13 protein-coding genes and 1 tRNA gene are annotated in these 14,860 nt (G+C 34.2%); 4 read left to right on the top strand and 10 right to left on the bottom strand.

Annotation, left to right across the window (positions count from 1 at the left end; all coding sequences use genetic code 11):
• Nucleotides 1-54: 54 nt before the first annotated feature.
• The 5 genes from yidC to epmB all read right to left on the bottom strand — a co-directional run bounded on the left by yidC (nucleotide 55) and on the right by epmB (nucleotide 3,658).
• Nucleotides 55-1,689 carry a membrane protein insertase YidC gene (gene yidC / locus J3U23_RS00655; protein ID WP_267338197.1) on the bottom strand — a complete coding sequence of 545 codons (1,635 nt, stop codon included), beginning with the start codon at nucleotides 1,687-1,689 and terminating at the stop codon, nucleotides 55-57.
• Nucleotides 1,689-2,009, bottom strand: a complete 321-nt coding sequence (gene yidD / locus J3U23_RS00650) for a membrane protein insertion efficiency factor YidD (protein WP_416380081.1) — start codon at nucleotides 2,007-2,009, stop codon at nucleotides 1,689-1,691. The genes yidC and yidD overlap by 1 nt, the downstream gene beginning before the upstream one ends.
• Complete coding sequence (gene rnpA, locus J3U23_RS00645) at nucleotides 1,982-2,332, bottom strand: ribonuclease P protein component (protein WP_267338196.1); 351 nt, start codon at nucleotides 2,330-2,332, stop codon at nucleotides 1,982-1,984. Before rnpA ends, yidD begins: the two co-directional genes overlap by 28 nt.
• Nucleotides 2,333-2,343: 11 nt before the next feature.
• Complete coding sequence (rpmH, locus tag J3U23_RS00640; protein WP_025314679.1) at nucleotides 2,344-2,484, bottom strand: 50S ribosomal protein L34; 141 nt, start codon at nucleotides 2,482-2,484, stop codon at nucleotides 2,344-2,346.
• Nucleotides 2,485-2,632: 148 nt separating this feature from the next.
• Nucleotides 2,633-3,658 carry an EF-P beta-lysylation protein EpmB gene (gene epmB, locus J3U23_RS00635; RefSeq protein ID WP_065562354.1) on the bottom strand — a complete coding sequence of 342 codons (1,026 nt, stop codon included), beginning with the start codon at nucleotides 3,656-3,658 and terminating at the stop codon, nucleotides 2,633-2,635.
• Between the two features lie 32 nt (nucleotides 3,659-3,690).
• Between epmB and efp the strand changes: the two genes are divergently transcribed.
• Entirely contained in the window at nucleotides 3,691-4,257 is a 567-nt protein-coding gene (gene efp / locus J3U23_RS00630) for an elongation factor P (protein WP_034882790.1), read from the top strand.
• A 160-nt stretch (nucleotides 4,258-4,417) separates the two neighbouring features.
• Here the strand turns inward: efp and trmL are convergent, their stop codons facing one another.
• From trmL to thiI, 4 genes are all read right to left on the bottom strand, one after another.
• Nucleotides 4,418-4,903: a tRNA (uridine(34)/cytosine(34)/5-carboxymethylaminomethyluridine(34)-2'-O)-methyltransferase TrmL gene (trmL, locus tag J3U23_RS00625; protein WP_141673912.1), complete on the bottom strand. Its 486-nt coding sequence runs from the start codon at nucleotides 4,901-4,903 to the stop codon at nucleotides 4,418-4,420.
• Between the two features lie 18 nt (nucleotides 4,904-4,921).
• On the bottom strand, nucleotides 4,922-6,295 hold the full coding sequence (cpxA, locus tag J3U23_RS00620; protein ID WP_267338384.1) for an envelope stress sensor histidine kinase CpxA: 1,374 nt from the start codon (nucleotides 6,293-6,295) through the stop codon (nucleotides 4,922-4,924).
• A 31-nt stretch (nucleotides 6,296-6,326) separates the two neighbouring features.
• Nucleotides 6,327-7,046, bottom strand: coding sequence for a response regulator (locus J3U23_RS00615; protein ID WP_065734796.1), 720 nt, complete (start codon nucleotides 7,044-7,046; stop codon nucleotides 6,327-6,329).
• A 126-nt stretch (nucleotides 7,047-7,172) separates the two neighbouring features.
• Entirely contained in the window at nucleotides 7,173-8,621 is a 1,449-nt protein-coding gene (gene thiI, locus J3U23_RS00610; RefSeq protein ID WP_267338195.1) for a tRNA uracil 4-sulfurtransferase ThiI, read from the bottom strand.
• Between the two features lie 175 nt (nucleotides 8,622-8,796).
• Between thiI and secG the strand changes: the two genes are divergently transcribed.
• The 3 genes from secG (at nucleotide 8,797) to J3U23_RS00595 (ending at nucleotide 10,075) form a co-directional block, all read left to right on the top strand.
• Nucleotides 8,797-9,183: a preprotein translocase subunit SecG gene (secG, locus tag J3U23_RS12060; RefSeq protein ID WP_065734794.1), complete on the top strand. Its 387-nt coding sequence runs from the start codon at nucleotides 8,797-8,799 to the stop codon at nucleotides 9,181-9,183.
• A 7-nt stretch (nucleotides 9,184-9,190) separates the two neighbouring features.
• Nucleotides 9,191-9,276, top strand: a tRNA-Leu gene (locus tag J3U23_RS00600).
• A gap of 355 nt (nucleotides 9,277-9,631) precedes the next feature.
• Nucleotides 9,632-10,075: a hypothetical protein gene (locus J3U23_RS00595; protein WP_267330036.1), complete on the top strand. Its 444-nt coding sequence runs from the start codon at nucleotides 9,632-9,634 to the stop codon at nucleotides 10,073-10,075.
• Nucleotides 10,076-10,440: 365 nt separating this feature from the next.
• On the opposite strand, the gene mukB is transcribed toward J3U23_RS00595, so the two are convergent.
• Entirely contained in the window at nucleotides 10,441-14,859 is a 4,419-nt protein-coding gene (gene mukB / locus J3U23_RS00590) for a chromosome partition protein MukB (protein WP_416380085.1), read from the bottom strand.
• Nucleotide 14,860: the final 1 nt, after the last annotated feature.

The raw sequence follows: 14,860 nt of genomic DNA, 5'->3' as shown, positions 1-14,860 counted from the left end.
ATACCAAAAAATAACTAATAAAAAGGAGGATCTTAATCCTCCTTTTTGGCAATACTATTTCTTTTTCTTTTTCTTTTCGTGTAGACCTTTTTTCTCAAGCTCCCAGTAAATTATACGTTGCTGAGCAATCGTAAATAAATTACTTACAATATAGTATAATACTAAACCTGATGGGAACCATAAGAAGAATACCGTAAAGATTAATGGCATATAAGTCATTAATTTTTGTTGTAAAGGATCGGTAACCGGTGTTGGTGACATCTTCTGAATTAAGAACATAGTTGCACCCATTAACAATGGGAAAACATAATATGGATCTTGTGCAGATAAGTCATGGATCCAAAGAGCGAATGGAGCATGACGTAACTCAACCGTGTTACCTAACATGTAAAATAATGACAAGAAGATAGGCATTTGAATCAGTAATGGTAAACAACCACCGAGAGGATTAACTTTCTCTTTTTTATAAAGAGCCATTGTTTCCATACTCATTTTTTGTCTATCATCACCATAACGCTCTTTTAATGCTTGTAAACGAGGTTGCAATAACTTCATTTTAGCCATTGAACGGTATTGTGCTCGAGTTAATGGGAATAAAATACCACGCACAATAAAAGTGATCACAATGATTGAAAAGCCCCAATTTCCAATAAAACTATGGATAAATTCCAATAAGTAAAAAAGAGGTTGAGATAAGAACCATAACCAACCATAGTCAACGATTAAATCAAGATGATTAGCTGTTTCTTTTAATTCACTTTGAATTTCAGGACCTAACCATAATTTGGCATTAATTGATTGAGTCTTGCCTGGTTGAATAACTGTTGTTTCACCTTCAAAACCAATTGTTGCTTGTGAATTGTTAGCTGTTGCACGTGAATAGAATAAATTATTTTGTTCCTGCGTAGGAATCCAAGCAGAAGCAAAATAGTGCTGCAACATAGCAATCCAGCCAGTTTTAGTTTTGACTTCTAACGCATCATCTTTGATATCACTGAAACTATATTTACTATAATTAGTGTTTGCACTGGAATAAGCTGTACCTCGGAACGCGCTTAGTCCTAATCCGCCACCACCTTCAGTAACAGCATCTTTGGGGAGTTCAATAGTCTGCCTCAACTGGCCATACATTGATACTTCTAACGGATTTTGGGTTTGATTGTTCACGTCATACTGTACATCAATAGCATAATTACCACGATGTAAGATGTAATATTTAGTATAAGTTACACCATTAACTTGATAGGTAAATGGAACCTTCAACTCATCTTGACCATCAGCTAAAACATATTCAGATTGATCAGTTTGATATAATGGTCTTTTTGAGCCTTGAGTTGCATTGTCTGGACCATCTTTACCTTTTAACCCACTTTCAGCAATGTAAATAAAATCAGGCTTAGAAGTAAGTAGTTGGAAAGGTGTACCTGAATGAAGAGACTGCTCATATTTCAACAATTGAGCAGATTGCACATCGCCACCATAGGTATTAACCGTTAATGACAATACATCAGATTTTATTGTGATAGTTTTACCTTGCACTGAATCCGCTGTTGAACTATCTTCACCTATTTGTTGTGTCAATTGGTTAGCAACTGGGGGTTTTGGTGCATGATCATCTACCCACGCTTTCCAAATCAGGAAAGAAACGAAAAGTAAAGCAATGACTAATATATTACGTTGAGATCCCATTAGTGTTTTTCTCTATTGGTTTTAGTTTTCTTAGGAGGAACAAAATCTTCACCTCCTTCATGTAAAGGGTGACATTTTAATACACGTTTGACCGTTAGCCAACCACCTTTTATCAATCCGAATCGCCTTAATGCGATTATGGCATACTGTGAACAGCTGGGAGTAAAGCGACATTTAGGACCAAATAACGGACTAATGATACGTTGATATAAACTAATAACAAAAACAAAAACATTAATAATCAAAGCGTTAACTGCATAAACATGCTGTTTGACAATTAATATTAATTTACTTAGTTTTTTTTGATGATTTGCTGACATAGTTTATCTAATGTCTCAACTAATTGTTGATTATTCAATTGTATAACAGGCTGTTTAGCCATCAAAATAAAATCGATATTAGGAAACTGATGTTGGTGGTGACGAAAATATTCTTTGACTAACCGTTTAATACGATTACGCTCATGGGCTCTTTTAACCTGTTTTTTAGCTATAGCAAAGCCTAATCTGGGATGACTTAGATTATTTTTACGTGTAACTAGAGTCAGGAAAGGCGAACCTGCACGAATAGATTCTTGAAATACATGATTAAAATCAAAGGGAGTTAACAAGCGTAACTCCCGAGGAAAAGTGAGTTTAGTCACTCAACTTTAAATTAGCTAGCAACAGTTAAACGAACACGGCCTTTAGCGCGACGGCGAGCAAGAACTTGACGACCGTTTTTAGTAGCCATACGAGCACGGAAACCGTGAGTTCTATTGCGTTTTAATACTGATGGTTGAAATGTGCGTTTCATGACGATTTATATCCAAATCTAATTTATCAACAAGTTGTAGAGTATAAACTCCACAGCATTAATTAAAGAGGTCCGAATTATAGAGTCTATTTTATTTTTCGTCAACGGGATTTTGAAACATAAATTGTAAGGACCTTTTCAAATTTCATTAATCACTAATAGCTAAAACTCGCTTACTTGCTTCACCACCAACTTCACGCGCTAATTTTGGAACTAAATAACCCGATAGTTTTTTTGTCAATTGCCGCATGATTTTTTTGGCCTCATCATCATCGACTAAAAAATGAGCCGCACCTTGTACTTTATCTAATAAATGGATGTAATAAGGTAAAATACCAATTGAAAATAACTTATTACTTAACTTCGCTAGCACATCAGCATCATCATTAATATTTTTTAATAAAACACTCTGATTTAGTACTGTTACCTCACTTTTCTTTAAATCTTTGATGGCATGAGCTACATTATTATCAATTTCATTCGGATGATTAATATGGGTAACTAACACAACTTGTAAACGTGTTTTTGCAAATAATCGACACAACTCAGAAGTAATACGATTAGGTATCACCACCGCTAAACGACTATGAATACGTAAACGCTTAATATGACGAAATTTCTCTAATTCAGCTATTAAAAAAGCTATTTCATGATCTTTTGCCATTAAAGGATCGCCCCCCGAAAGAATAATTTCATCAAGTTCGGTATGCTGTGCAATATACTCTAATGCGATACTAATATTCTTTTTGTTACTTTGATTATCATGATAAGGAAAATGTCGCCTAAAACAATAACGGCAATTAATCGCACAAGCAGTTTTAGTCATTAATAATGCGCGATTATGATATTTATGTAGTAATCCTGGAATATTGTTATGTTGCTCATCAAGAGGATCTTTAGTAAAACCCTGTACGTTTATTAATTCCTGTTCATCACAAAGTACTTGAAGCAGTAAAGGATCTTGAGGATCACCTTTTTTCATTCGATTTATAAAAGCCATAGGCACACGAAGTGGAAATTGTTTTCTTGCCTGTAACATGGGTAAAGAAATTTCCTCAGAATCTAAATCCAGACAATGATAAAGCTTTTTGATATCTGTCACTACATTAGCGAGATCAAAAATCCACTCATCTTTATTTGGTTGTTCAACATTTTGCTGTATAATATGGCTCATTTTTGTAATTCAGAATGATAGTTGGAGCTTTTATGGCATCTTATAGTACTAATGAGTTTAAAGCTGGTCTTAAAATAATGCAAGATGGCGAGCCGTGTGTAATTGTTGAAAATGAATTTTACAAGCCAGGTAAAGGACAAGCAATTAACCGTGTAAAAATTAAAAAATTACTTTCTGGTAAAACTGTTGATAAAACATTTAAATCAGGAGAATCTGTTGAAGCGGCTGATGTCGTTGATATGAACTTAACTTATCTTTATACCGATGGTGAGTTTTGGCATTTTATGAATAATGATACATTTGAACAACTTTCTGCTGATGCAAAAGCTGTAGGTGACAATGCTAAATGGCTAGTCGATCAAGCGGAATGTATTTTAACCTTATGGAATGGTCAACCAATTGCTGTTACTCCACCAAACTTTGTTGAATTAGAAGTTATTGAAACTGATCCAGGATTAAAAGGTGATACAGCGGGAACGGGTGGTAAACCAGCTACATTATCAACTGGTGCAGTTGTACGTGTTCCTTTATTTGTGCAAATTGGTGAAGTACTTAAAGTTGATACACGTTCAGGTGAATACGTTTCTCGCGTTAAATAGTAATTCATCAAAATAATTATTTAAATAATGAGGTCGATATGACCTCTTTTTTTAAGTAAAAAAATTTAAGTTAAATTTTTGAGTTGAGGAACGGGGTTTTTGAGTTAAACATCTGCAAAAATTTTTCATTTATTTGGTAATTAAAAATCAAAATTTAAATTTATTTAGCCCCGATATAATTAAGCTGTCGCCATGACTCATAAACAACTACTGCAACTGAATTAGACAGATTCATACTTCGGCTATTAGCAACCATTGGAATCCGAATTTTTCTATCTTGCGGCAATGCATCAAGAATTTTTGCTGGTAAACCTCTCGTTTCTGGACCAAACATCAAAAAGTCAGCTGATTTATAATTTACTTCACTGTGTGGTTTTTGACCTTTTGTCGTTAAGGCATAAACTTGAGAAGCTAAATCAAGTTGGTTCTCATCTAAAAAGCACTCAATATTTTTATAACGTTTTACATCAACAAATTCTTGATAATCTAATCCTGCTCGTCTCAATTTTTTATCATCCCAATAAAATCCCATTGGCTCAATAATATGTAAATTAAAACCAGTGTTAGCACACAAACGAATGATATTACCAGTATTAGCAGGAATTTCAGGTTCAAATAAAACAATATTTAAAGATGCATCTGACACAATTATTTCTCTTAGCTGTTAATATTTTTGAAGAGGTAATACTATCACAATTCTAAGTCCATCTAAGTGGCTTTTCTCTGCTTTAACAGTGCCATTATCTCGAGTAATAGCGTTAGAAACAATGGCTAAACCTAAACCTGTGCCACCTGACTCACGATCACGAGCTTCATTAGTACGATAAAACGGCCTGAATATTTGCTCTAACTCACTATCAGCAACACCTGGCCCATCATCATCAATAGTGATAATTGCAGTTTGTTGTTGAATAACAAAATTAACATCAATTCGCTGATTTGAATAACGAAATGCATTCCTTACTACATTTTCAAGCGCGCTACATAACGCCGTTGGATAACACAAAATTGTATTATTAGTTGGGGGAGTAAGAATTGAAAATTGTTTTGAAATTTGATTAGCTTCAAAAGTCGCATTATCTAAAACATTTTTAAATAATTCGTCTAACTGTTTATATTCACGAACTTCGTTATTATCATGCTGATTCCTTGCTAATGACAATAAATCACCAATCATTGAATCAAGCTTTATCGCTTCATCACTTATTCGTAAAACTTCGTTACTTTCACCTTGTTTACGACGTAGCAGTGAAGTTGCTAATTGCAATCGAGTTAATGGTGTCCGCAATTCGTGAGAAATATCAGAAAACAATTGTTGCTGTAACTCTTGCATCCTTTTCAACTCTCTAAGCATGCGGTTAAAACTTGCCCCCACTGCTTTATATTCATACGATCCAACTTTTTCGAGTTCAGGCCACTGTTGTAGATTACCTTTGGCTACTTGCTCAGCAGCCAATCGCAATCCACGTGCTGGCCTAGCAATACTCCAAGATAGCCACAACAAGAATGGTGTACTTGCCAACATGGTTAATGTCAAAAGCAAGAAAGGATGATCAAATATTAAATTAACAAATTGAGACTGAATATCCGATGCAGGTTGTAATAAAAATAATTGATAGTCTTCATTAGCATAATGAAGCAAGAAAGGACCAATAATTTCTTGGTTATCATAGATTTTCTTAGCTGGATCATCAACATCTTGGGATTTTTCACTAAAACTTTTTACTAAATCAATATTATTAGTATCTGCTGTGATAATTTGTTGATTGGGTGTAACAATAAATAATAGTTGCCCAGCCTTTTGATGATTATCCATTACAACAATGAATCTCATCCACCAACGGAAACTATCTTTAGGTATCTTGGTTAAATCTTTTTCGATTTCTTTAGCCAGTACATTGCCACTTTCTTTATCTTTATTGGCTAAATAGGTTAAATTTCGGGAGTCTAGCTTTGGCAAGGCCATTACCAGAATAAGAAAGAAAGCAATAGTAAGTAAGAATATTGTGAAAATTCTAATTGTTAGGCGATCAAAGATCCACATATACTCTTACCATATGAAGAAATAGCTAGTTTTGTAATACATCATCATTTTGATCTACAACAAACAGATATCCTTTTGAACGTAATGTTTTAATCCATGGTAAACCATCGCTACGAGGAGGAAGTTTTTTACGCAAATTAGAAACATGAACATCAATTGAACGAGCTAAAGGTAAAAATTCTTTACCTAATACGTTTTCGCTTAAATCATCCCTTGAAATGATTTTTCCAGCATTTTCAAGAAGTTGCAATAATATTTGGAATTCAGTACCCGTTAATTCAATATATTTATCATCAAATGAAACAGATTGCTGTTTTCGATTAACGGTAAGTTTATCAATGGTATATTGAACTGACTTCTCACCAGAAGTCACAGCCATATTATCCCAACGTTTCCTACGTAATAATGCGTTGATACGAGCAATAAGCTCCCGATCATTAAATGGCTTTAAGATATAATCATCAGCACCAAGCTCAAGCCCAATAATTTTATCAAATTCGTTATCTTTAGCTGTTAAGAAAATTACTGGAACGGTATATTTATTTCTCAGTTGAGATAATACACTTAGCCCATTCATTTCTGGCATCATAATATCAAGTAATATTAGGTCAATGCTACTATCAAATTTATCTAAAGCCTGAACACCATTATTAGCTATTACGACTTCAAATCCTTCTAATTCTAATAATTCACATAACATTGAGGCAATTTCTGGATCATCATCAACTACGAGCAATTTGTTCATTACTACCCTCATTAATTAAGAAATTTATAACTTTTATATTGGTTTTTGATTATTGTAAATTTATTTTATATTTTTAAAAATATTATATAGATAAAATGAAAGAATGTCGTAAATAATTGTTAAGATTTATAGTTTAAACACTTTTATATTACTAAATCCTTGTTCAATAAGATAAAGTGCTTGTAATTTACTCATAATACCTTTAGCACAATACAATAAATATTGTTTTGATTGATCTAGATCGCCAAATTGCGTCGCCAATTTATAAAAAGGGATGAGCTTAATATCGACATTTTCAATTTCTAATGGGTTATCCTCTTGTTCCTCAGGTGAACGAATATCAATTATAATTTGATTCTCTTCTAATGTTGAAACCATATCGACTTGTGTAATTGTGTTGTCAGTCTGTTTAGCAATTTCACGAATATCAATATTTTCGGCTTCTTCAACTGCTTTATCTAATATAGAGAAATCAAAATGTTGTTCTTCCTCTTCTATTTTCTCTTTAACCGCTTTTACAGTAGGATTTTTTGATATCACACCACAAAATTCTGGCATTGTCTTAGCGATATCTTCAGTACCGATTTGACGAGCAAGGTTAATTATAGTTTCTTTATCATACGTTATTAGTGGACGTAAAACTAAAGTATCACTCACATTATCGATCAAACGTAAATTAGTTAAAGTTTGGCTTGATACTTGCCCCAATGCCTCGCCAGTAATCAACGCTTCAACATTATAACGTCGAGCAACCATTGAAGCAGCACGAATCATCATCCGTTTTAAAATAACGCCCATTTGCCCATCGTCAATTTTCTCAAGAATCTCACCTACTACATTCGAAAAATCAATGGCGATAAAACGAACTTTATGAGAAGAACCAAATCTCTTCCACAAATAATGAGCCATTTGTTTAACGCCAATTTCATGAGTTTTTCCACCTAAATTAAAGAAGCAATAGTGGACTCGGCAACCTCGTCTAATAAACATATAGCTCGACACACCAGAATCAAATCCGCCAGAAATAAGAGAAATAACATCTTCTTGAGTTCCTGTAGGAAAACCACCAATTCCTGCATGGCGCTCTTTAACTAATAATAGCTTATCTTTATCTATCTCAAGATTAACTGTTACATCCGGACGGGTTAATTTTACTTTAGCTGTCGAAACATGTTGATTTAGCCCACCACCAACATAACGCTCTACATCAATTGAAGTAAACTCATGCTTACCACGACGTTTTACTCTGACACAAAATGTTTTATTCTCAATTAAAGGGGCAAAATGATTAAACGCTTTTTCATATATATCATGCAGATCGACAAAACTAAGCTCCTCAACTACTAATATATGGTGAATACCAGGAATTCGAGTTAATAGTTCTAAGATTTGACTTTCACTATTTACAACTTTAGGGCGAACTTCAATAAAATCCCAATGACGAATAACTGCAACATCATCAATTGAATGTTTTAAAATATTACGGATGTTGCTCGTTAATATTTTAATAAAACGTAAACGAACAGATTCACTTTTGATCGTGATTTCAGGAAAAAGTTTAACTATAAATTTCATACAACAGAATTTGCGAGACTAAAAATGGCGACATTATACTTATTTTTCCCTAAAAACGTACAATTGATTATGATAAATACAGAAAATAACAAAATATACTTGCTTGTTGCTCACTCTTTCGCTAATATTTCGCATCAATAAATTCTGTTCTATAACATAAAATTGACAGGTTGAAATGTACGAACTATTAATTATAGGTTATTTAATTATCGCACTTGCGATAATCGTTTTAGTGTTAATACAGCGCGGAAAAGGTGCTGACATGGGCTCATCTTTTGGTGCGGGTGCATCTGCGACTCTATTTGGCTCATCAGGTAGTGGAAACTTCCTTACACGTACAACGACAATATTAGGTGTATTATTTTTTGCATTAAGTATTATTTTGTCTAATATTGGTAGCTCAAAAACAACTAATATCAGCGATGATTTCAAAAATGTTGGCGATAATACAACTACACAGCAAAGTACAGAAGACTCGAACAGTAATAGGCAAGTAATTCCAACTACTGATCCAGTTATACAGCCACAGAGTATTAATCCGACTTCAGATATTCCAGAATAAAAACGGCGCCGTGGTGGTGAAATTGGTAGACACGCTATCTTGAGGGGGTAGTGCTCTAAGGGCATGCGGGTTCAAGTCCCGCCCACGGCACCAATTCAATAATCAGTAACATTCTTTAAAATTCTTTAAACCACATCAAAACCTGAATAAACAAGGCTCAAAGCCTGTTTTACTATTCTGCAAGTATCAGTAAGTTACATTTATAACCACTTTTTAATTATATGTTTATTTATGTAAATCTTGTATAACTAAAAATTTTATAACGACAGAAAAACCGTCAAAAAAATAGTAATAAATAAAATAATTAGAAATACCCTTTGACTGAAATTGAAAGTCTACATATTGATAAGGTTTGATAGAAAATGAAAATTTCATTAATGCAAAGTTTAACATCTAGTTGATATTGAAGAATAATTCTCATATTATTATTCAAAAACAAAGGAATGTTATGAAAAATTTTATTCTTATAAGCATGGTTAGTCTAATTCTATTCGGTTGTGGTGAGAGTGATAATAAAGTTCTCAAAGAATATCTTGTGGGCGATTGGCAATGCACTGCGATATATGGTATAGGGCTAAATGTATCCCCAGAAGAAGAGCTTAAACATACCACTGAGCCTGAAGATTTTACAATGAAATATAGAATATTAGATGATAAGTTTTACGAAATTAAAAATGATGGAACAAAACAAACTATCGATGTCAACGGCTTTAACAGTACAGTAAATGAAATATGTTATGAATCAAATTGCACTCTGAAACAATCTTTAGAAATCAAGGATAACGACTCATTTAACATCATAATAACGAAACGCATAAAAAAACTCAATAATCACACAGATACTATTGATTTTAGATCTAAAATCGAATCAGTTTGTAATAGAATAAAATAAGTATCAGGAATAACACTTTAATTTGCTTATAGATATTTTAATATTTATTAGTAACAAATTTTGAGCAACTATTATTAATAGATAGGATACATACATTAGTGAAAAATTTGACCATTGGCTAATTATGCTGCATATGTTATTGTTCTGAAGTATTCATGAGGTTTAAAAGAGCCGCCACCCATTCACCAATTCAATATTCAGCAGGATTCTTTAAAATCCTGTAAAGCACATCAAAAAGAGTATAAATAGTTTGTAGCCTATTTTGTTATTTTAAACGAGGCAAATACCAATCATACTTTTTGATTAGATTGAACGCTACCATATATCGCCGACATAAAGTCGGCGAATTAGTTTGTTAAATTAAATTATGCAAAGCCTTTTAAACCAACCACATGAACATGTTCTTGGTTATTAATGACTTTACGTACTAATTTATACGTTGTGCCTTTTTCCGGACTGATATTTTCTGGCGCTGCAATAATAAGTTGCATTTCCAATCTTTCGCAAAGTTCAAAGAGCGTTGCAATTGATTTAGCATCAAGTCGGGCTGCTTCATCTAGGAATAATAAACGACAAGGTGATATGTCTTTATTACGCAAGCGTTTAGATTCTTCTTCCCAACTTTGAATCACCATCAATAGGATCGACATACCTGTACCGATTGCTTCACCTGTTGATAATGCACCACTTTCAGCACGTAACCAGCCATCAGCGCCACGATTAACTTCAACATCCATTTCCAGATAGTTTCGATAATCAAGCAATTCTTCACCTATATTTTGCGCAGTTCGCTGCCCCATATCAATATGAGGATTCAAGCGTTGATAAAGTTTAGCTAATGCTTCTGAGAAAGTAATACGATTATTACTAAACAGATCTTGATGCTCGTTTTGATCATCAGCTAATGCTGCTAATAACGAAGAGTGCGCTTCCCGGATACTAACATTAAGACGTACACCATTTACCTGACCAAATGCCACCGCTTGCAGACCTTGATTAAGCATACGAATACGGTTTTGCTCTCGTTGAATAGTTTTACGAATAATATTAGCCACACTTTTTGAGCTAATTGCCAATTGCTGTTCACGTGAGGTAAGTTCTTCAGTTAATCGTGATAACTCAATTTCCATTTGCTCAATAGCTTCAATTGGGTCATCCGTTTTAACAATATCTTGACGAATTCGTTCACGAAGATGTTTATAAACCGCAATATAAAATTGTATTTTACGCTCTGGTCGTTTTGGATCTTCGGATAATCTTAATACATCACGTAAATGTTCATTATCATTTACTGCTAGACGCAATGAACCGAGTGCCTTATCTGACATAGAGCGCAATTCATCAGCACTTAGATAAGCTAATTCTCGACGATGTAACCTTCGTTCAACGCTATTTTCTTTAACTAATCGTAAAACTAAACACCACCCTGCTTTCGCTTCCACAACTTGTTCACGTAATTGTTTATAATCACGTAGTGTTTGTGCTAAACGTTTTTGCATTTGTGTCATTTCGCTTTCGCACATAATAAGTTGTTTTTCAAGCGATGAGCATTGTTGGCGATTACTGTTAAGTTTTTGATGAATTTCATCACGACGAATACGTGCTCGTTCTTCGGTTGCTGTATCTGCTTTAACACCTATTTGTTCAACCTCTTTATGCAACTCATTGAGCATGTCACGTTTAGTTTCAAATGCACTTTTCAAAGAAGCAAGAGTTTGATTATATTGATTGTATTTATCTTGATACTGTTGCATCTGGCTACGTGCTTCAGTACGCTGTGCTTCAACCACCTCAAGTCGAGAACGTAGTTTTTCATTCAAATCACTATTTTCATTTAGCATTCCAGCCGAATCTTCATAGCTAAAATGCGCACGGCGTTGCATGACTTCGGTTAAGGCAAAAACTTGTTGACGAATAGTTTGTTGCTGAGCTTTGATAGTATTATATTGCTCACGTAGTGATTCATTCTGTTCAGGATCACTTTGTAACACAGCAATAATTGGTTCTAATTCCGAAACAGTATGACGATGACGACTCACATATTGCGCAGCTTCTTGCGCTTCAGCCACTTGTTCTCGTAAATCATCAACTCGATCGGCTAAATCATCATCAGCCAATAAATGCATCTGAGCAACTAATCGATTAACTGTAGCTAGCTGCTCTTTACAAATTGCCACTTGCTGTTGGTTTTGTTTATCAATGCTTTCTTGTGCTAATAATTGGCGTTCAATTTCATTGCGTCGTGTTGTTAGTTTTTGTACTTCGGCTTCTGGATCGATATCAAAAGCTACAGATAAATATTCACCAATAAACTGCCCAACATTTTGCTCAATACGTTGCAATTTTTGAAGGTCAAACGAAATTGTTGCATAAAGTTCATGTAGCTCATCACGTTCAGCTGATAATTTCTCAAGATGTATTTCACGTGCAGCTCGACCAAACAAAGGAACTTTAGGAAAACTTGAGAAACGCCATTGACGATCACCTGTTTTAACAAGAACCGATTTATTCATCTCTTCACAATCAAATACGCTATCATCAAATGATGATGGATCACCTTCGATAAAATAGATATCTTCAGGATAATCTTCTTCACTGCTAGTAAGGCTTTCGAGTTGTGCTTTGACTAATGATAAATCCGGTACCACAATGGCTTGCCTTGACGGACCATACAATGCTGAAAAATAAGGTGCATCATCAATTGTTACATCTTCATAAATTTCAGAAAGTAAAACACCATTGAATCGTTCAGCTAAAACAGATAAACGTCCGTCATCAACACCACTTGGTTGATTAAGTTGTTCTATTTGCGTATCAAGTTGATTTCGTTTGAAGTTTATTTGATCACGCTGAGTAACTAAAGCTCGTTCCTGTTCAAGCAGTTGTTGCATATGCTGAGTAACTGATTGACTATTAGTAAAAGTTTGTTGTGTTTGTTCTTGCAATGCAATAAGTGCATCTTGAGCTTTTAACCATAATGGGGCTTTTTGACGATAGTCACTTATTTTTGTTTGTATTTGCTCAAATTCTTGCCTAAATTCAATTCGTTTTTCACTTGATTCGTTAGCAAGCTCGGCATTTTGATCCAATTGAACTTCAAGTTCTTGTTTAAATTCATCAAGTTCATCATAATTGATTTGACGACCAAAACGCTTACAGAATTGAGTTAGTAATGATTCAGCTTCTTTTTGTTCAAAAAAGCGTTGTTCTAATTCATCTAATTGTAGCTGTAAATGTTCTGCTTGCTCAGCTTGATAACATTGTGAAGGCCATTGTTTTAATGCTTCTCTAGCAGCACTCCATGCTTCACTTCGTACTACATCGCCAACCAATTTAACAACTAGTTGATACGCTCTATCAAATTGACTTATTGCAGCATCAGAAACACTAACTCTCTGTTCCAATTCTAATAATTTTTCAGTAACTTCTTTTTGTTTTTCTTGAAAAACTTCATAGTGATTTTCAACATTGCTTATACCTAATTTAGGCAATTGGCATAGTTGTTGGGCATTTTTCAGTGCTTGAATTGCTTGCTGATATTGAATAGCTCGAGTTTGTTGTACATCCAAAGCTTGTTGATAATCTGCCAATTGAGTTTTAATCTCATCAACTTCTTGTTCTGTCTGTTCAACTTGATCTCGGTAAGTTTGATACTGTTCATTTGCTTCAAATACAACTTCATTTTGCTCTTCAAGTTTTATATTAAGATCATCTAAATCTGCTTGATAGCGGTCAATTTTTTCTTGTTGACGCAAAGCAGTTTGTGCAAGATTAAGATGATCATTTGCTGCCTGAAGGTCGGTCTCTAAATCGCCTTGAGCATCTTGATATTCTTTAAGCTCTTTTGCCATCTCAACTTGTCGATACTGATTACTGATAAGCAGATCTTGCGTTTTGAACATATCTCGACGTAGTCCTAAAACGGACTCGATATGAACTCTACGCTCATTAGCATGACGCATATAATCAGCAGCCACATAATTTGTAGATTCAGTAATGAGATGTTTGAATAAATCACGATCTGATTGTGTAACTCGAATAGCTTCAAGTGTCATCCGATTTTCACGAAGTGCTGCTTCCATATCTTGGAATGCTTTTCTAACACCACTATTTTCTGGTAATAAATAATCACGTAATGATCGGGTTATAGCACTAGAAATCCCACCATAAAGAGAAGCTTCAATTAAACGATAATATTTACTTCGATCAGATGAAGAACGTAACCTTTTAGGTAAAATACCAAAATCAAACATGACTGAATGATAATCAGTAATGGAATTAAATTGCTTAAAGATAACCCCTTCCATTGATTCAATCTTATCTTTTAATTCTGGTAAAGATAAAATTCTAGCCTGTTTTTCATTTAAGCGCTCTGTTACTAATTCTGTTGGAGTAATATTGACAGGCAAACCTTGTATTAAAAAAGGTTTAATATCAACTTTTTTATCACGACCAGCAACCTGCTGCAAACGCACACCACAGATAATCCGTTGATTACGAGAATTAATTACATCCAGCATCGAGTAACACACGCCTGGCTTTAATTTACCATGTAAACCTTTATCTCTAGAACCCGAAGTTGCTCCAGCTTCAGTTGTATTTCTAAAATGTAATAAGGTTAAATCTGGGATTAATGCAGTGACAAATGCTGCCATAGTGGTTGATTTACCAGCACCATTACCACCAGAAAGTGTGGTGACAAGCTGATCAAGCTCAAACGTTCGAGCAAAAAAACCGTTCCAATTAATTAAGGTTAATGAGTGAAATTTACCGTGTCCCATTATC

The sequence above is a fragment of the Gilliamella sp. B3367 genome (genome assembly GCF_026536825.1).
Taxonomy (GTDB): Bacteria; Pseudomonadota; Gammaproteobacteria; order Enterobacterales; family Orbaceae; genus Gilliamella; species Gilliamella apicola_E.
The sequence above is the reverse complement of the archived record's forward strand: the minus strand, read 5'-3'. Positions and strand labels throughout refer to the sequence as shown.

Excerpts from the sequence above, each read along its gene's own strand:
- yidC (WP_267338197.1), bottom strand. The coding sequence starts at position 1,689 with ATGGGATCTCAACGTAATATATTAGTCATTGCTTTACTTTTCGTTTCT.
- yidD (WP_416380081.1), bottom strand. The coding sequence starts at position 2,009 with ATGTCAGCAAATCATCAAAAAAAACTAAGTAAATTAATATTAATTGTC.
- rpmH (WP_025314679.1), bottom strand. The coding sequence starts at position 2,484 with ATGAAACGCACATTTCAACCATCAGTATTAAAACGCAATAGAACTCAC.
- epmB (WP_065562354.1), bottom strand. The coding sequence starts at position 3,658 with ATGAGCCATATTATACAGCAAAATGTTGAACAACCAAATAAAGATGAG.
- efp (WP_034882790.1), top strand. The coding sequence starts at position 3,691 with ATGGCATCTTATAGTACTAATGAGTTTAAAGCTGGTCTTAAAATAATG.
- J3U23_RS00615 (WP_065734796.1), bottom strand. The coding sequence starts at position 7,046 with ATGAACAAATTGCTCGTAGTTGATGATGATCCAGAAATTGCCTCAATG.
- thiI (WP_267338195.1), bottom strand. The coding sequence starts at position 8,621 with ATGAAATTTATAGTTAAACTTTTTCCTGAAATCACGATCAAAAGTGAA.
- secG (WP_065734794.1), top strand. The coding sequence starts at position 8,797 with ATGTACGAACTATTAATTATAGGTTATTTAATTATCGCACTTGCGATA.
- J3U23_RS00595 (WP_267330036.1), top strand. The coding sequence starts at position 9,632 with ATGAAAAATTTTATTCTTATAAGCATGGTTAGTCTAATTCTATTCGGT.